The organism is Microbacterium sp. STN6 (assembly GCF_026410545.1).
GTDB lineage: Bacteria > Actinomycetota > Actinomycetes > Actinomycetales > Microbacteriaceae > Root112D2.
In genome coordinates this window covers 336,047-353,597 of the sequence record NZ_JAPMIT010000004.1, presented here as the reverse complement: position 1 = coordinate 353,597, position 17,551 = coordinate 336,047, and the positions used below count along the sequence as shown (strand labels likewise).

The window sequence follows — 17,551 nt, the reverse complement described above, 5'->3', positions numbered from 1 at the left end:
ACGGTCAACGGAGAGGTTGCCAGATGGGCCAGAGCGACGATCGGGCGCAGCTGCGCTCGCAGCTGGCCGGGCTGTCGACTGAATCGGTCAACGACGAGCTGCGCGATCTCGACACTCTCCCGACCTCGCAGCTCGTTGCGTCGATGAACGCGCAGGACGCCGAGGCGCCCGTCGCGGTCGCCCGGGAGTCCCAGAACATCGCCACCGCGATCGACGGCATCAGCGAGCGCCTCGCGCACGGCGGACGCCTCATTTACGTGGGCGCCGGCACTCCCGGCCGCCTCGGCGTGCTCGACGCGAGTGAGTGCCCCCCGACCTTCGGCACCGACCCCTCGCTCGTCGTCGGGCTCATCGCCGGCGGCGACGCTGCGCTGCGCACCGCCATCGAGAATGCCGAAGACGACGGCGCCGCGGCGATCCGGCAGCTGAGCGAACTGCGGTTGAGCCACGCGGATGCTGTCGTCGGCATCTCGGCGTCCGGTCGCACCCCGTACGTGGTCGCTGCCCTCGGGCACGCCCGCGAGGTCGGCGCCTTCACCGTCGGCGTCGCCTGCAACCGTCACTCGCCCGTGGGTGAGGCGGCCGAGGTGCGCATCGAGGTCGAGGTCGGGCCCGAGTTCATCACGGGTTCCACGCGCCTGAAGGCCGGCACCGCCCAGAAGCTCGTGCTCAACATGATCAGCACCATCACGATGGTGCGGCTCGGCAAGACGTACGGCAACACCATGGTCGACCTGCGCGCCACCAACGAGAAGCTGCGTGCCCGAGCGGAGGCCACCGTGATGCGGGTGGCGGAAGTCGACGCGGCACCCGCCGCACGCGCGCTCGCCGAGGCCGACGGCTCGCTCAAGGAGGCGATCATGATGCTGAGAACCGGCCTGCCTTACGCCGAGGCGCGCGCCGTGCTCGCGGCCCATGGCGGGTATCTGCGCCGTGCGATCGAGGCGGCGCAGCGCAGCGGGGAGGCGTGATGAGCGCGGCCGGCGCCCTGCGTTCGAGCCTGGCCGAGGCCGCGGGCACCGACGCCGTCACCGACCGCGAGATCGACCGACTCGCCATGGCCCACGACGCGTCGCACTACCTGCTCGTGCCGGACGCCGTCGTCACGCCGACCTCGGCCGACCAGGTAGCGCGCATCATGGCCGCCGCGGCGCGGCTCGACCGACCTCTCACGTTCCGCTCCGGCGGCACCTCGCTGAGCGGACAGGCGCTGACCGACAGCATCCTCGTCGACACCCGCTCCCGCTTCCGCGGCATCGAGATCCTCGACGGCGGCGAGCGGGTGCGCGTCGAGCCGGGGATCACCGTTCGGCAGGTCAACGCGCACCTGGCGCGCCACGGCCGCCGGCTGGGGCCCGATCCGGCAAGCGAGATCGCGTGCACCATCGGCGGCGTCATCGCCAACAACTCCTCCGGCATGGCGTGCGGCACCGAGCTGAACACCTACCGAACCCTCGAGTCCATGGTCGTGGTGCTGCCGAGCGGCACCGTCATCGACACCTCCGCCCACGATGCGGATGCGCGCCTCGCCGCCCTCGAGCCCGATATTCACGCGGGCCTCACCCATCTGCGCGACCGCGTGCGCGCCGATCCCGCGTCGGTGGCCACTATTCGGCGTCTCTTCTCGATGAAGAACACCATGGGCTACAGCCTCAACGCGTTCCTCGACTTCGACGCACCCGCCCAGATTCTGGCGCATCTCCTGGTCGGCTCCGAGGGCACGCTCGGCTTCGTGGCCTCCGCCGTCTTCCGCACGGTTCCGATCCTGCCGCGCGCCGCGACCGGGCTGCTCACCTTCCCGAGCCTGTCTGCAGCCACGGCCGCGCTGCCGCAACTGGTCGAGACGGGCCTGGCAACCATCGAACTGATGGATGCCGCGTCGCTGCGCGTCGCGCAAGCCGACCCCGGTGCGCCCCGATGGCTTGCGCAGCTCCAGGTGCACGAGCACGCGGCGCTGCTGGTCGAGCAGCAGGCGGGAGACGACGAGACGCTTGAGCGCACGCGTGCGGAGACGGCATCCGTCGCCCGTGGCCTCGAACTGGCCACGCCCTTCGCACTCACGACCGAACCCGAGACAAGGGCCGCGCTCTGGCACCTGCGCAAGGGGTTGTACACGGCTGTGGCGGCGAGCCGGCCGAGCGGCAGCAACGCGCTGCTCGAGGACATCGCGGTGCCGGTGCCCGCCCTGCTCGCCACGTGCCGCTCGCTCACCGGGCTGTTCGCGGAGCACGGCTACCGCGACAGCGTGATCTTCGGCCACGCGAAGGATGGCAACATTCACTTCATGCTCGCCGAGCGGTTCGACGACGCGAGCATGCTGCGGCGGTACCGCGCGTTCACCGACGACATGGTCGACATGGTGCTTGAGGCCGGCGGCGTGCTGAAGGCCGAACACGGCACGGGGCGCATGATGGCACCCTTCGTCGAGCGGCAGTACGGCGCGGAGCTGTACGACGTGATCCGCTCGGTGAAGACGCTGATCGACCCCGGTGCGCTGCTGAACCCCGGCGTCATCGTCGCCGCCGACGGCGCTTCGTACACCGACGATCTGAAGACGGCACCGAGCGTCGAGGCCGAAGTGGATCGCTGCGTCGAGTGCGGCTATTGCGAGCCGGTGTGCCCCTCGAAGGATCTGACGATGACGCCGCGGCGGCGCATTGTGATCCGCCGCGAGATCGCCGCCGCTGAGGCGCGCGGCGATACCGGCCTGGCGGGCCGGCTGCGCCAGGACTACCAGTACGACGGCGTTGACACGTGCGCCGTCGACGGCATGTGCCAGGTGGCCTGCCCGGTGCTCATCAACACGGGAGACCTGGTGCGGCGGCTGCGGGCCGAGCAGAGCGGGTCAGCCCAGAACAGCGGATGGGCCGCAGCCGCCGAGCACTGGGACGCCGCCGGGCGCGCCATCGGCACGGCGCTCACTGTGGCGAAGGCGCTGCCCGCGCCGGTCGTGACCGCGGCAACGCGGGTGGCACGCGCGGCGCTGGGTGCCGAGAACGTGCCGCTGTATGAGGCGGGGCTACCGGGCGGTGGCGCGCGGCGCAGCCGGGTGGCGCGCTCGCGTGGCGCATCCGTGCTGGCGCGCTCGCGTGGCGCATCCGTGATGGGGCCCGCTTCTGGCGACGCCGACGCGGCAGGCTTGGGGCAGGTGGCGCCGGTCGCTGTCTACTTCCCCGCCTGCATCGGCACCATGTTCGGGCCGGCCGAGGGCGGCGAGGGCGTGATGCCGGCGCTGCTCTCCCTCTGCGAGCGCGCCGGGGTGCGGCTCGTCATTCCCGACGGGATCGACGGCCTGTGCTGCGGCACCCCCTGGAAGTCGAAGGGCATGCTCGATGGCTACCGCAGCATGACCGAGCGGGTTCTTGAGCGACTGTGGGCGGCGAGCGGCAACGGCGCCCTGCTTGTCGTGTGCGACGCATCGAGTTGCACCGAGGGCCTGGTGACGATGCTGCGGCTGGCGGCCGATGGCGGCGGCGACACGCGTGCTCGCTTCTCCTCGCTGCGGTTCGTCGACTCCGTCGACTTCGCCGTCGAGCACCTGCTCGACCGGCTGACCGTCACGAACCCCATCGACTCGCTCGCTCTGCACCCCACGTGCTCATCGACCCAGCTCGGCAGCGTGGCCGCCCTGCAGACCATCGCCGAGACGATCAGCGACGACGTGGTCGTGCCCGTGGAGTGGGGCTGCTGCGGCTTCGCCGGGGACCGCGGCCTGCTGCACCCCGAGCTCACCGCGTCGGCTACGGCGGCCGAGGCGGCAGAGATCGCAGCGCGCGACGTCGCCGAATACGCATCGACCAATCGAACCTGCGAGCTGGGGATGACGGGCGCCACCGGGCGCCCGTACCGGCACGTGCTCGAGCTGCTCGAGCGGGCGACGCGGCCGAACGTGGGTGTTCGCGACGAGGGTGAGTGATCCACCGCCCACATTCGTCGCGAACACGCGTTCTCGGCGACGTGGCCGGCCACCGGCATCCGCTCGGTTGGGGCTTGTGACGCTCGGTAGGCTGTCGGCATGACCGTCGACGCTCAGGCCCGCATCATCTCCCTCGGCGAGAAGGGCAGCCCCTCGGTCGCCGAAAGCGCCTGGGTGGCGCCTGGGGCCGTGCTGGTGGGCAACGTGAGCCTCGGCGAGCGCGCGAGCGTCTGGTACAACTCGGTGCTGCGGTCGGAGGGCGTACCGATCGCGATCGGCGCCGATTCGAACCTGCAGGACACCGTGTCGTGCCACGTCGATGTCGGATTCCCGCTGACGCTCGGGCGCGGTGTGTCGGTGGGGCATGGGGCTGTGCTGCACGGCTGCACGATCGAGGGCGACGTGCTCATCGGCATGGGCGCCCGCGTTCTCAACGGCGCCGTGATCGGCGCGGGCTCGCTCGTCGCCGCCGGCACCGTGGTGCTCGAGGGCAGCCGCATCCCACCGCGATCACTCGTGGCCGGCGTGCCGGGCAAGGTGCGGCGCGAGCTCACCGACGATGAGGTGGCGGGCATCCGCCACAACGCCGAGGTCTACCGGGAGCACACGGCTCTGCACCGCGCCGCCAACGCCGGTTGAGGAGCGCGAAGCGCGTCCCGAAACCCGCTCCGCGACCGAACGCTGGTTGAAGAGCGCGAAGCGCGTCTCGAAACCCGCTCCGCGACCGAACGCTGGTTGAAGAGCGCGAAGCGCGTCTCGAAACCCGCTCCGCTTCTCAACGCGAGGGTTTCGAGACGGCCGCGACGCGGCCTCCTCAACCCGCACAACGGGCTCCTCACTCGGCCTCGGTGCTCTACGCAGTGAGGCGCTCCGCGGCCGTCACCACGTTCTCGAGCAGCATCGCGCGCGTCATGAGGCCGACGCCGCCGGGCACGGGCGAGAGGTACCCCGCCACCTCGGCGACCGCCGGGTCGACGTCGCCCGCGAGCTTGGCCTTGCCGCTCGGCGCCGTGCCCACGCGGGTTACGCCCACATCGATCACCGCCGCACCCGGCTTCACCCAGTCCGGCTTGACGAGCCCCGGCTTCCCGACCGCGGCGATCACCACATCGGCACGCCGCACCTCGGCCGCGAGGTCGGCCGTGCGCGAGTGCGTCAGCGTCACGGTGGCATCCACGCCCTTGCGCGTCAGCAGCAGGCCGAGCGGCCGGCCCACTGTGATGCCGCGGCCGATCACCACCACGTGCTTGCCTGCGAGCGGCACGTCGTAGCGACGCAGCAGCTCGATCACGCCGGCGGGCGTGCATGGCAGCGGCGTGGCGATCTCGCCCGAGACGCCGAGCACGAGCTTGCCCAGGTTGGTGGGGTGCAGGCCGTCGGCATCCTTGGCCGGGTCAACGCGCTCGAGCATCTCGTGCTCGTCGATGCCCGCCGGCAGCGGCAGCTGCACGATGAACCCGGTCACCGCCTCACTGGCGTTCAGCTCATCGATGGCGGCGCGCACGTCGTCCGCACTGGCGCTGGCGGGCAAGTCGATGCGGATCGACTCGATGCCCACCTCGGCGCAGTCGCGGTGCTTTCCGCCCACGTACGACACCGAGCCGGGGTCGTCGCCCACGAGCAGGGTTCCGAGGCCGGCACGGATGCCGCGCTGGCGCAGCACCTCCACGCGCGCCGCGAGCTCGTTCTTCATCACGGCGGCCGTCGCCACGCCGTCAAGGCGGATCGCGGTCATCGGCTACCTCACGCTCGAATCGAGCTCGACAGCCGGCTCCGGCTGGCCGAACGGGTTCAGCCCGGCGTACAGCGGGAACGCCTCGGTCAGCGAACGCACGCGGGCACGCAAGCCGGCGATATCGGGCTCAGGCTTCAGCGCGGCGGCGATGATGTCGGCGACCTCGGTGAACTCCGGGTCACCGAAGCCGCGGGTCGCCAGCGCCGGCGTGCCGATGCGCAGGCCAGAGGTCACCATGGGCGGGCGCGGGTCGAACGGCACCGAGTTGCGGTTCACGGTGATGCCCACCTCGTGCAGCACATCCTCGGCCTGCTTGCCGTCGAGCGGCGAGTTGCGCAGGTCGGCCAGCACTAGGTGCACGTCGGTTCCACCGGTGAGCACGTCGACGCCGCCGGCCTTCGAATCCTCGGCGGTCAGCCGATCGGCGAGGATTCTCGCGCCGCTCACCGTGCGCCGCTGCCGGTCCGCGAACTCCTCGGTCGCCGCAAGCTTGAACGCGGTGGCCTTCGCCGCGATCACGTGCATGAGCGGACCGCCCTGCTGGCCAGGAAACACGTTGGAGTTCAGCTTCTTGCCGAGATCCGTGTCGCGGGAAAGAATGAAGCCGCTGCGCGGGCCGCCGATGGTCTTGTGCACGGTCGATGAGACGACGTCGGCATAGGGAACGGGCGACGGATGCAGCCCCGCCGCGACCAGGCCCGCGAAGTGCGCCATATCGACCCACAGCCGCGCGCCCACCTCGTCGGCGATCTCGCGGAACGCCGCGAAGTCGAGCTGGCGCGGGTATGCGGACCAGCCGGCGATGATGACCTGCGGCCGGTGCTCGAGCGCCTTCTCGCGCACCACGTTCATGTCGACCAGGAACGTCTCGGGGTCGACGCCGTACGCGACCGCGTTGTAGAGCTTGCCGGAGAAGTTGAGCTTCATGCCGTGCGTGAGATGCCCACCGTGCGCGAGCTCGAGGCCCAGAATAGTGTCGCCCGGGGTCGCGATGGCCGAGAGCACGGCCGCGTTGGCCGACGCGCCGGAGTGCGGCTGCACGTTCGCGAACGCCGCGCCGAACAGGCTCTTGGCGCGCTCGATGGCGAGCGACTCGGCGATGTCGACGAACTCGCAGCCGCCGTAGTAGCGGCGGCCGGGGTAGCCCTCGGCGTACTTGTTCGTGAGCACCGAGCCCTGCGACTCGAGAACGGCGCGCGGAACGAAGTTCTCGCTCGCGATCATCTCGAGGTAGTCACGCTGACGGCCGAGCTCCAGCTGCAGCACCTCGGCGATCTCAGGGTCGACCTCGGCGAGCGGCGCGGTGAAGGTGGAGAAAGTGTCGTTCAAGACGGGGCTCCTTGTGTCTGACGGGCGCGAACGGCTAGTAGTTCCGTTGGCGAGCGTCGATTTTCTCGACGCCACCAACGCTATCCGTTTCGGCCCAGGCGCGCGGCCGATCTCGCCCTCGTGAACTCAAGGGTCAGCGTCGTTCCCCGATGGTGAACCATCTACGGGCGGCCTCCTTGCGGCCACCGCCCATACGCCAGTCGCGACAGGCAAATCATATCAACGGATGCTGGCGCATCCGCCTGTCACTTCATGGTTCCGGCCGACACCGAACCCTGCAGCTGGCGCTGGAAGAACACGTACACGATGAGCACGGGAACGACCGTGATGACGACCGCCGCGTAGAGCGCGCCGAAGTCGATGGAGTAGCCGGCCTGCGATGCGAACGACGCCATGCCCTGAGTGAGCACGTAGTGGCTCTGATCGGAGTTCAACGCCACCGGCAGCAGGAACTGGTTCCAGAGGCCGAGGAAGTTGAAGATCGCGACCGATGCCATGCCGGGCCTGGCCATGGGCAGCATGACCTGGAAGAACGTGCGCCACTCGCTCGCACCGTCGACCTGCGCCGCCTCGTAGATCTCATCTGGCAGGGTCTGGAAGAACGAGTACAGGAAGAAGACCGTGAACGGCAGCGCGAAGGCCACGTAGGTCAGGATGAGGCCCGGCAGTGTGTTCAGCAGCCCGATGTTGCGCAGGATGAAGAACAACGGAACGATCGCGAGAAACACCGGGAACGTGAGCCCGGCGAGCATGAGGTAATAGATGGCTCGCGCGCCGAAGAACCTGAACCGCGCCAGCACGTATGCGCACATGGCCCCGAGGATCATGACGATCACCAGCGCGCAGCCGACCACGATGAGCGTGTTGACGAAGTAGCTGCCGATACCGGCGCCGTTCCACGCGTTGACGTAGTTGTCGAGGTGGAAGCTCTTGGGCGGGGCGAATGGCGAGGAGAGGATCTCGTCTGTCGTCTTGAACGACGACATGAGAACCCACACCAGGGGAACGACGACGATGACCAGCCAGATGATCAGCAGGGTGTGTGAGGATGCGGCGACGGCGACGTCGCCTCGGGACTGCTTCTGCGACCGGCCGCCGGGCGCCACAGGGGTCTGGGCCGGGCGATCGGTCACGGGGCTTGTGGTCACGGTCATCATCGACCTTCCTCACGGCCTCGGCTGAGGCGAACGACGATGAATACGATCGCCGCGAACAGCAGGGTCACTGCGGCAAGCACAACACCCATGGCCGTCGCGTAGCCGAACTGGCCCTTGCGGAAGGCCGTGTTGAACAGCTCCTGGCTGATGACGAGCGTGGTGTTCGCCGGGCCGCCCGCGTTCGGGAACAACGCCGACATGTAGACGAAGGAATCCAGGGCGGCGATGCCCAGATAGATGTATGCGGTCTGCACGCTGTCGCGGATAAGAGGGATCGTGACCGACATCGCCGTGCGGAACCGGCCGGCTCCGTCGAGCCGCACCGCCTCGTACGTCTCGGCGGGGATTCCCTTGATGGCGGCGACGAACAGCACCGTGTAGAAGCCGATGAAACCCCAGATGATCACCCACATCGAGGCGGGCATGGCGGTCGTGACGTTGCCGAGCCACGGGAAGTTCTCGAACTGGTGCAGCCCGATCGAGGTGAGGAACCCGTTCAGCAGGCCGGAGGAGGGGTCGTACACCTGCGCCCAGATGAGGCCGATGACGATCGCGGGGATGCAGTACGGGAAGAACGAAACGGCACGGTACAGGCCGGCACCCTTGATGCCGCGCACGGTGCCCTTGCTCGGGCCGGCCACCGTGACGACGCTCGCGATGATGAGGGCGATCGCGATCGTGACGAACGGCACGATCACACCGAGCAGGATGCAGTTGATGACGGCACGAATGAAGGTGTCGTCCTGCAGCAGCCTCTCGAAGTTCTTGAGCCCGACGAAGTCCATGCTCGGCGAGAAGCCGTTCCAGTCCGTCATCGAATAGTAGAGCGCCTGCACGAACGGCGAGATCACGAAGATCAGGAAGATCGCCAGGGGGACTCCGAGGAACACCACCATGAAGCTGACCTTGTCGAAGGTCAGCTTGCGCCGGTGGCGCCGGGGGGCGCGCTTGACTGCGCCCCCCGGCGTCACGGTGTCGGTCGAACTGGTCACTTGTTTGCCGCGGCCTTGTCCGTGATCTGCTGCAGGCCCGTGGTGAGGCCGGCGGCATCCGTTCCCCCGGAGAGGAACGAGTTCCACACGACCAGCTGGTCCTGGTTGAGGCCGTAGAGGTCGACGAACTGGTAGTTGAAGACGTTGTCGCCAGCGCCATCCAGCATCTTCGTCTGCGACACCAGCGCGGTCGAGCCGAAACCGTCGTCGGGAACGAGGCCCTTGACGATCGTCGGCGCCAGACGCGTCTTCGAGAAGTTCGTGGCCGCATCCTTCGACAGCATGGCGCGCAGGATCTCCTTGCCACCCGCCACGTTCTTGCCCTGCTTCGGAACGATGTATGGCTCACCGGCGGCGCTTCGCAGCGCCTCGTACGGCATCTTCGAGCCCGAGGTGACCGTCGGCTCGGGAGCGCCGGTCATCTTGAAACCGTCCTTCGTCGCCTTCTTCATCTCGTTCTCGATCCAGCCGCCCGAGGGGTACAGGATCGCCTGCTGATCGTTGCTCCACTGCGCCTGCGCCTTGGTGAACTGGGTTCCCGCGCCGCCGGGCACGAAGTAGCCGGCCTTCACGATCTGTTCCAGCGCCTTGAACACGCCCTGGATCGCCGGGTGCGACCAGCATTTCGGGTCGAGGCTCTCCAGAGCGTTCAGAACGTCATCGCCACCCTCCTTGATGGCCGAGTCCATGGCCATGGTCTGGTAGTAGGTCGCCGCTTCCTTGCCCCAGACGAAGAGGTACTTGCCCTTCGTCTTCGCCTTGGCGCCGAGCTCGATCGCCTCGTCCCACGTCTTGGGCGGCGTCCATCCGTTCTCCTGGAACAGACTCTCGGAGTACCAGAGGGCGTAGACCGTCATCACGTAGTTCAGCGCAAGGAACTTGCCGTTGAACGTGCCGGGATCCTTGACGTGCGGGTACACGGTGTCGGAGATCTTCGTGCCCTCGAGGTTGTTCGACGCGAGAACGTCGTCGAGCTCCGAGAGCTGGTCGAGAATCGTGTTGAACCCGATTGCGCCGGCGCCCGAGTTGTCGATGAGGTCGGGCGGGTTGCCGCCGACGAAGCGCGGCTGCAGCTGCTGGCCGATCTGCGTCGACGGGGAGACCTTGGCCTTGACCCCCTTGTGGTTCTTCTCAACGATGTTCGCCGCGAAGGTCACGTAGTCGTAACCGTAGCCACCGTTGAAGATGACCGCGTCGACCGTGGAGTTGTCGGCGAGACCGAAGGGGTTCTTGGCCGACTTCTTGCCGGTGGCGCCCCCGCTTCCGTTGTCGCCGCCACCTCCGCCGGCGGCGCACGACGCGAGCGTGGCGCTGAGCGGCACGCCGACACCGAGCACGAGAGCTCCCCGCAGGAAGTCGCGCCGGACCATGGGCTTGTCTTGGATTGTCATGTGTTGCTGCCTTCCGTTCGTGGCGTCATTGCCGTGATCGCGACCGGTGTGTCGCGGCCTGACATCTGGTGCGTGAGGTTTGTTGCCTTTCTTGCCTTTCTTGCTTCCTGTCTGACTGAGAGTGCGTAGCGTGTGCGCCGGTTACGTGTAGTGGTTGTCATGAGGTCTCGCGTCTCATGCCGTCCGCGTGATCTTTCCGCGGTAGAGCTCTTCGAGCGCCCTGTTGTGCTCGTCGCCACCCGGGATGTTCGCCGAGATGTAGAGCGGTGGGGTGACGCCGCGTTCCGCAATGCGCTCCGCGGTGCCGATGGTGAGCAGCTGGGCGATGAAGGCGGCGGTGATCGACGACACGGCGCCGACCGGGGTGCCCCCGGCCAGTTCGAGCGTCGCATCGCCGAACGGCGCCAGGTTGTCGATGACGACGTCGGCGACGTCGGCGAGACGCTTGCCACTGGGGTGCTTCGGCTGCACCCGGTTGGTGTGCTCAAGGCTCGTCACGGCGATGAGCTTGTGGCCCCGCTCCTTGACGAGCAGCGCAAGGCCGACGATGGAGCCGTTGACCCCCGAGTTCGAGGCGATCAGAAACACGTCGTCTTCGCCCACGGGCGACAGCGCGAACAGCTCATCGACGATCGCTGGGTCGCGTTCAAGCTCCGAGCCGCCCAGGATCTCGGGGCTCTTGCTGCCCCAGACGACGACGTCGCGCAACGCGATCTTGTTGGTGGGAATCAGCCCGCCGGCCCGACCCGCGATCTCCATGGCGAACGCCTCGGAGTGCCCGGTGCCGAACGCCTGAATGATTCCACCCTTGTCGATGGCCTCGACCATGAGGTCGATCGCGTCATCGAACGCACCCGACTGCGCCTGCGCAGCGAGCTCCTGCACACGCGGCACCACCTCGGCCAGGTAACGCCGGGTGAGGTCGGAAAGAGCGGACTCTGTCATTTCTTCTCCTGAGCGGCCACGACGATGCGCGCGCGATGCGCGCGCCTGTGTCCGGATACGGCGACGGCCGAGGCCGCCAGGTTCGACGTGGTCTGCGTGAAGTTCTCCTGTGCCACAAGCAGGTACAGCAGGTCGAGCACAAGCAGCTGCGCGTGCTTGGCCGAGAGATCGTCCGGCTGCAGAAAGCGTTCGTAGACCGAGGTGATGATGCTGAGATCGGCGATCTCGGCCAGAACCGACTTCGGGTTGTTGCTGATCGCCACGGCGAGCGCGCCGGCGTCGCGAGCCTGGCGCAGCATCTGGATCGTCTCTTCGGTCATGCCCGTGTTCGAGATGCCGATGGCCACGCAGTCGTCGCCCTGGATCGCGGCGCTCGTGAGCCCCGCGTGCACCTCTGACCAGTGGTGCGAGTTGATGCCGATGCGGTAGAAGCGCGCCTGCAGTTCCTCGGCCAGCGTCGAGCTGCCGCCCACCCCGTAGATGTCGACGTGCCGGCCGGAGGCGATGCGCATGGAGATGTTCTGCATGACGGCGAGGTCCATGGTCGCCGCGGTCTCCTGAAGAGAGCGGATGTGCGCATTCAGCAGCGTGCTCAACACGTCGCGCGGGGCATCATCCGGCCCGAACTCCCGCCCGATGTCGGCCTTCCACGTGTCTCGCGCCGAGGCCCGCCCCATGTCGGTGGCGATGCTCACGCGGAAGGGGACGTACCCCGAGTAGCCGAGCAGTCGGCAGAAGCGCGTGACCGTGGCGGGCGAGGTACCGGCCTTCAGCGCCAGCTCGCCGATCGACATCTCGAGCGGGGCGTGCGGGTGCTCGATGAGCACGGTCGCGATCTTGCGCATCGTGCCTGACATGGAGGGCAGGTGCGTGAGGATGCGGTTGGCGACCCAGCTCGCTGGGGCGCCATCATCCACAATCGGCGACACTGCCACTTCTGAGACTCCGTTTCAGCTCCGGCGGAGAATTTCAAAATTCACTCTCATCTATTCGGTGCACGGTGTCAAGAGCTTTCGCGCAATCGTTGCCTGCGCGTTACGAAGCTCACCGCGGTACTGTCGATCGACCACGACAGGGACGAAGGGCGGTCGCGTGCAGCACATTCTCGCCATCGACGCGGGCGGCACTCACACCAGGGCAGTGCGAGCGGATGCCGCGGGCCACTGCCTCGGCTACGGAGTCTCGGGCCCGGGCAATCCCATCTCCGCGGGCACGGAAGGCGCGCTGGCTTCTTTCACCGAGGCGGCGCTTCAGGCGAGCGGCGGCGGGAACGTGCCACCGTTCGCGCGCATCGTGTTCGCGATGGCAGGACACGGCGCCGGACTCCCGCTCGAACGCATCAGCGCGTCGCTGGCTGCGGTCGGCATCCACGGGCCGGTCAGCGTCGAATCGGATCTGCTGGCCATGTTCTGCTCCGGCACGCCCTCGCCCGACGGGTACGCGCTGGCCGCTGGCACCGGCTCGGTCGCCGCGCGCATCGTGGGTCACCGCCTGGATCGCGTAGCCGACGGCACCGGCTGGCTTCTCGGCGACGCCGGCAGCGGCTTCTGGATCGGCCGGCGCATCGCCCGCGCGGCCGTTGCCGACCTCGACGGCCTCGGCCCGGCGACGGCGCTGACCGACCTGCTGCTCGCCGAGCTCGGCCTCGGGCGCACCGGCGGGCGCGCCACGGGCAGGCCGCGCGAGCTGCTGCAGCTCATCGAGGCGCTCTACGCGCTGAGACCGGTGCAGCTCTCCCGGTTCGCCCCGCTCGCGTTCGCCTCTCGAGCGGATGCGGTCGCAGCATCCATTCTGCGTGACGCCGCCGCTGAGCTCGCCGCCTCGCTCCGCGCCGTGCGGGAGGAGGGGGTGACCGGCCCGCTCACGATCGGAGGCAGCGTGCTGAGCGCGCTGCTGGACACCGGGGCGCTGAACGCCGAGGCGCTGGGCGCGGGCGGTGCCGGAGGTGGCGATGGCGGCTCGCCGATCCGCGTGCGCGACGGGGCGGTCGGCGCGGTGGTACTCGCGCTCGTCCGCGGCGGGGTGCCGGTCGACCAGGGTGTCTTCGATCGCATCGTCGCCGACGTGGAGCGGCTCAGAGCGCCGTAACCTCGAGCTCCCCCGCGATCTCGCGCGCCTTGTCCGCGTCGAAGACCGCCGCACCGGGCGCCAGCGCGTTGGCCGTCGCGCACGCCGCCGCGAGCCGCAGTGCGTCGGGCAGCGCGTTACCGTGGTCGAGGGCGGCGACGAGGCCGCCGAGGAACGAATCCCCGCTGCCGGTGGGGTAGTGCCCGCGACGCGCGCTCGGCTGCACGCGCCAGGCGGCGGCGCGGCCGGCATGAGCGGCGGCACTGCGCGAATCGAGTGCCACCGAGCCGTGCTCGCCATCCGTGATGATGACGATGCCTCCCGTGCGGCGCTGCACCTCACCGGCGGCCTCCACGAGGTCGAGGGAGCCGTCGGCCGCAGCCACGAGCTCCATCGCCTCGGACCGGTTCACCTTCACGACATCGGGCCGCGCGTCGAGCGCCGTCGCCAGGGCCGGGCCGTGGCTGTCGATGGCGATGCGATGCCCGCTCTCGTGCGCGAGCCGCACCACGCGATCGAGCCCGCCATCGGCGAACGCCGCGGGCATACCGCCGGAGACCAGCACCCACCCTTCGCCGCCCGCCAGCACCTCGCGCACGCTCTCGATCGCCGCCTCGCACTCGGCCGCGCTCACCTCGGTCGGATGCTCGTAGATCTCGGTCAGCAGTCCACTCGTCGCAGAGGCCACGGTGACGCAGGTGCGGGTCGGCATCGCACCCTGCACGACATGCGTGCGGATGCCGGCAGCCGCCAGTTCACGCGCGATGAATGCGCCGGTGTCGCCACCCAGCATGGCCACCGCGCGCACGTCGGCGCCCACCGTGGCCGCCGCCCGCACCGCGTTCAGCGCCTTGCCTCCAGGCAGACGGTGCACCGCGGTCGGCCGGTGGATGCGGCCCTCCTCGAACGCGTCGACAAGGTACATCACATCGACCGCCGCGCTGAGCGCGACCGCCGTGATCATGCCTGCAGCCCGGCCTCGAGCCCACTCTCGAGCCCGCTGTCGAGCCCGCTGTCGAGCCCGTCGTGCAGCCTCGCCTCGAGCTCGCCTCGCGTGGCCTGCGCGCCGGTGCCGCCGACGCCGAGCGTCGAGAGCGAGCCGGCCACCGTGGCCCAGCGCAGTCGCTGAGCCTCGCTGCCGACGCCCGCCACCAGGGCGGCGAGGTAGCCTGCGTCGAAGCTGTCCCCCGCGCCGGTCGTGTCTGTGACGTCGACGACCAGGCCGGGCGCGCGCTCGAGCCGACCATCCGGCCCCACGCTGAAGCCGCCGTCTCGGCCGGCCTTCACGACCACGCGGGGACCGAGCGCGGCGAGGTGCCGCGCGTGCTCGATGTCGTCGGCGCCGCCCGCGCCGCCGAGGGCCAGCGAGATCGCCCGCAGCTCCTCGAGGTTGGGCATGAGAATGTCGAGCTGCGGCAGCACCGCGTCGAGTCCGGCCCACTGCTCGGCGGGGTCCCAGTTCGTGTCGAGGCTCGTCGTCACTCCCCGCGAGCGCAGCCGCGCGAGCAGCGCCGGTAGCTCGGCGGCAAGCGGCGCGAGCAGAAAGTATGAGGCGAAGTGCACATGCCCAGCGGATGCGGCAGCGGCCTCCACGGCCGCCGCCGTCAGCGCCGGGATCGCCCCCGTGAGCGTGAGGATCGCGCGGTCGGCCGGCGCCGACAGGATCACCGAGACGCCTGTGGGAGCCTCCGGGTGCACGATGACGGCGCTCGTGTCGACGCCCGCCTCAGCCAGTCGCGCCAGCGTGAACCGACCGAATTCGTCGTCGCCGACGCAGGCTGCGAGCGCGGTTGGCACTCCGAGGCGCGCCAGCCCGTGTGCAACGATGCCGGCCGAGCTGCCAAGCGTGAGGTCGGCGGCGCTCAGCAGCTGCTCGGCCTGGCCGAAGCGGGGCACGACGTCACCGCGCAGTACGAGGTCGACATTGGCGTCGCCCGCTACGAGAATCCGCGGCGGCTCGGCCGCGTCACGGTCGGTGCTCTGCGCGTTCATGCTCTCCATTCTCGCCGCCCGGCACTGCGCCGCCGCGATGCGGGCATCGACGGTGCGCCGCCCCTATATCTGTGCAATAGTGCATCCAGAACTGTTCATATGACAACAAACGTGCGATTACCGCTCACTTAAAGTGAGCGCTCGTGAGAAAGGTACCGCGGATGCCGCAGCCCGACTGGTCCCGAATGGCGACCCTGCCCCTCACCGCCTGGCACCCGCGCAGCCAGCTCTCGTTGCCGGCGACACCTGTTCCGCGCAGCGCCGTGCCCGCCATCGACATCCACAACCACCTGGGCCGCTGGCTCAGCGACGGCGAATGGATGATCGACGACGTCGATGCCCTGTTGCGGGTCATGGACGAGCGAAACATCCAGGCCATGGTCAACCTCGACGGCATGTGGGACGACGAGCTGCGCGCCAACCTCGACCGCTACGATCGGGCGCACCCCGGCCGCTTCCTCACGTTCTGCCAGCTCGACTGGGAGCAGCTTGCAGAAGGCGCGGGAGAAGAACGGCTTCTCGCATCCCTCGAGGAGAGCGCAGCGCAGGGCGCGCGCGGGGTGAAGGTGTGGAAGAATCTCGGGCTCAGGGTGCACGACGAACAGGGGCGGCTGGTCATGCCGGACGACCCGCGGGTGGTGCGGGTGCTCGGCCGCGCCGGCGAGCTGGGGCTGCCCGTGCTCATTCACACGGCCGACCCGAAGGCGTTCTTCGAGCCCGTCGACGAGAAAAACGAGCGACTTGACGAACTGCTCGTCGAGCGCGATTGGTGGTTCGGCGACACCGACCGGTTCCCGACGTTCGAGACGCTCCTGGCCGCGCTGCGCGCGCTCGTGCTCGCCACCCCGGGCACGACCTACATCGGCGCGCATGCGGGCTGTGCCGCAGAGGATCTCGACCTCGTCGAGGCGCTCATCGCCGACGCGCCGAACTTCACGATCGACATCGCCGGGCGCGTGGCCGAGCTCGGCAGGCAGCCGCGGCGGTTCCGGCGCCTCATCGAGGCATGGCCCGACCGGGTGCTGTTCGGTACCGACATCTACCCGATCACCTCGGAGCAGTTCGAGCTGCACTTCCGCTTTCTCGAGAGCACCGACGAGGCCTTCGAGTATGCGCCCGGTGAGGCGGTGCCGCCGCAGGGCCGCTGGACGGTCTCGGGCCTCGGCCTCGACGCACCCGAGCTCGCCGCGATCTACCATGACAACGCCGCCCGCGTGCTCGGCCTCTAGGCGATCTTCCCCGCTGACGTTGTGGGCGCGGTCGATGGGTTGCTTGCCTACCGAGTGCGGCATGGCATCGCGCCTTTACCAGGCAGCGAGCGGTAACGAACCAGAGGCGACCGGTTACCGGGACTTCAGAGATTTCCGGCTATACAGCTGTCGGTCCGGAAGTATGCAGCCTTCGATCAGGAAAATGGCTCCGATTATGAGAAGGGCAACGGCCAAGACCTCAGCGGCATGAATCGTGGACAGGAAGATGGCTATCCCGATAACGGGCACCACGGACATTGCGCTGGCGGCGGCATAGACGATCGCCACGATCAGAAACACGGTACTCGCAACGCGTGAGACGACTCGAGCACGTGTCACCTGTATTGCTGCTACCAGCCCCACCACGGCAAAGAATACCGAAAGGCTGTTCCCGATGATGATCGCTGCGGACATAGCACCGTGATCAACGACGATTTGAGTGAAGGCCCACAGCACGAGGTTCCGGAGACCGAAGAGGATCAGGGCGATTTTGCCGGTGGCTGAGCGCCCGACAACGCCTGAGTTCTTACCCACGCCCATAGCCAGGAGGATCATGCCGGCTAGCACGATGATGGCCGCCGTCGCTGAGGGGCCCGAATCGGAGAAGTTGAGTGGAGCCCGCACGTGGGACGCTCCGAGGATCCAGAACCCGCCCCCGACGAGGAGACCAACTCCACCGGCAATCCTTGCGACTCGGCTGCGCACGGCGGAAGTCGTGTTCATAGGAGATCCCTCCTTCGGTCTGCTCTGGTCCCTCAGATCCAACTCGGTTCATGC

The 17,551-nt window shown here is 68.7% G+C and carries 15 protein-coding genes and 1 riboswitch; of the genes, 5 read left to right on the top strand and 10 right to left on the bottom strand.

Features of this window, described 5'->3' with window-relative positions; all coding sequences use genetic code 11:
• Window positions 1-23 precede the first annotated feature (23 nt).
• The 3 genes from murQ to OSC27_RS13845 all read left to right on the top strand — a co-directional run bounded on the left by murQ (window position 24) and on the right by OSC27_RS13845 (window position 4,555).
• Complete coding sequence (murQ, locus tag OSC27_RS13855) at window positions 24-971, top strand: N-acetylmuramic acid 6-phosphate etherase (RefSeq protein ID WP_267182056.1); 948 nt, start codon at window positions 24-26, stop codon at window positions 969-971.
• A complete protein-coding gene (locus OSC27_RS13850) occupies window positions 971-3,916 on the top strand; it encodes an FAD-binding and (Fe-S)-binding domain-containing protein (protein WP_267182055.1) in 2,946 nt (981 codons plus the stop codon). Before murQ ends, OSC27_RS13850 begins: the two co-directional genes overlap by 1 nt.
• A gap of 99 nt (window positions 3,917-4,015) precedes the next feature.
• On the top strand, window positions 4,016-4,555 hold the full coding sequence (locus OSC27_RS13845; protein WP_267182054.1) for a gamma carbonic anhydrase family protein: 540 nt from the start codon (window positions 4,016-4,018) through the stop codon (window positions 4,553-4,555).
• A gap of 214 nt (window positions 4,556-4,769) precedes the next feature.
• On the opposite strand, the gene OSC27_RS13840 is transcribed toward OSC27_RS13845, so the two are convergent.
• From OSC27_RS13840 to OSC27_RS13810, 7 genes are all read right to left on the bottom strand, one after another.
• Window positions 4,770-5,651: a bifunctional methylenetetrahydrofolate dehydrogenase/methenyltetrahydrofolate cyclohydrolase gene (locus OSC27_RS13840; RefSeq protein WP_267182053.1), complete on the bottom strand. Its 882-nt coding sequence runs from the start codon at window positions 5,649-5,651 to the stop codon at window positions 4,770-4,772.
• Between the two features lie 3 nt (window positions 5,652-5,654).
• The gene (glyA, locus tag OSC27_RS13835; protein WP_267182052.1) at window positions 5,655-6,980 is read right to left on the bottom strand and encodes a serine hydroxymethyltransferase; all 1,326 of its coding nucleotides are present in this window, start codon (window positions 6,978-6,980) and stop codon (window positions 5,655-5,657) included.
• Window positions 6,981-7,065: 85 nt separating this feature from the next.
• A riboswitch (ZMP/ZTP riboswitch) is annotated at window positions 7,066-7,194 on the bottom strand.
• Window positions 7,195-7,225: 31 nt separating this feature from the next.
• Complete coding sequence (locus tag OSC27_RS13830; protein ID WP_416348865.1) at window positions 7,226-8,128, bottom strand: carbohydrate ABC transporter permease; 903 nt, start codon at window positions 8,126-8,128, stop codon at window positions 7,226-7,228.
• A 5-nt stretch (window positions 8,129-8,133) separates the two neighbouring features.
• Window positions 8,134-9,129, bottom strand: coding sequence for a carbohydrate ABC transporter permease (locus OSC27_RS13825; RefSeq protein WP_267182050.1), 996 nt, complete (start codon window positions 9,127-9,129; stop codon window positions 8,134-8,136).
• The gene (gene ngcE / locus OSC27_RS13820) at window positions 9,126-10,520 is read right to left on the bottom strand and encodes an N-acetylglucosamine/diacetylchitobiose ABC transporter substrate-binding protein (protein WP_267182049.1); all 1,395 of its coding nucleotides are present in this window, start codon (window positions 10,518-10,520) and stop codon (window positions 9,126-9,128) included. Before ngcE ends, OSC27_RS13825 begins: the two co-directional genes overlap by 4 nt.
• 174 nt (window positions 10,521-10,694) lie before the next feature.
• A complete protein-coding gene (locus OSC27_RS13815) occupies window positions 10,695-11,465 on the bottom strand; it encodes an SIS domain-containing protein (protein ID WP_267182048.1) in 771 nt (256 codons plus the stop codon).
• Window positions 11,462-12,400 (bottom strand): MurR/RpiR family transcriptional regulator, encoded by a 939-nt coding sequence (locus OSC27_RS13810; protein ID WP_267182047.1) that lies wholly within the window; start codon window positions 12,398-12,400, stop codon window positions 11,462-11,464. The genes OSC27_RS13815 and OSC27_RS13810 overlap by 4 nt, the downstream gene beginning before the upstream one ends.
• Window positions 12,401-12,557: 157 nt before the next feature.
• Between OSC27_RS13810 and OSC27_RS13805 the strand changes: the two genes are divergently transcribed.
• Window positions 12,558-13,553: an N-acetylglucosamine kinase gene (locus OSC27_RS13805; protein ID WP_267182046.1), complete on the top strand. Its 996-nt coding sequence runs from the start codon at window positions 12,558-12,560 to the stop codon at window positions 13,551-13,553.
• Here OSC27_RS13805 and OSC27_RS13800 read toward each other — a convergent pair.
• Together OSC27_RS13800 and OSC27_RS13795 are read right to left on the bottom strand one after the other, a co-directional pair.
• Complete coding sequence (locus tag OSC27_RS13800) at window positions 13,540-14,496, bottom strand: 1-phosphofructokinase family hexose kinase (protein WP_267182045.1); 957 nt, start codon at window positions 14,494-14,496, stop codon at window positions 13,540-13,542. The genes OSC27_RS13805 and OSC27_RS13800 overlap by 14 nt on opposite strands.
• Window positions 14,493-15,524, bottom strand: a complete 1,032-nt coding sequence (locus OSC27_RS13795; protein WP_267182044.1) for a carbohydrate kinase family protein — start codon at window positions 15,522-15,524, stop codon at window positions 14,493-14,495. The genes OSC27_RS13800 and OSC27_RS13795 overlap by 4 nt, the downstream gene beginning before the upstream one ends.
• A gap of 161 nt (window positions 15,525-15,685) precedes the next feature.
• On the opposite strand from OSC27_RS13795, the gene OSC27_RS13790 reads away from it, so the two are divergent.
• On the top strand, window positions 15,686-16,753 hold the full coding sequence (locus OSC27_RS13790) for an amidohydrolase family protein (protein ID WP_267182043.1): 1,068 nt from the start codon (window positions 15,686-15,688) through the stop codon (window positions 16,751-16,753).
• 114 nt (window positions 16,754-16,867) lie between these two features.
• Here OSC27_RS13790 and OSC27_RS13785 read toward each other — a convergent pair whose 3' ends face one another.
• Window positions 16,868-17,497, bottom strand: a complete 630-nt coding sequence (locus tag OSC27_RS13785; protein WP_267182042.1) for a hypothetical protein — start codon at window positions 17,495-17,497, stop codon at window positions 16,868-16,870.
• Window positions 17,498-17,551 lie beyond the last annotated feature (54 nt).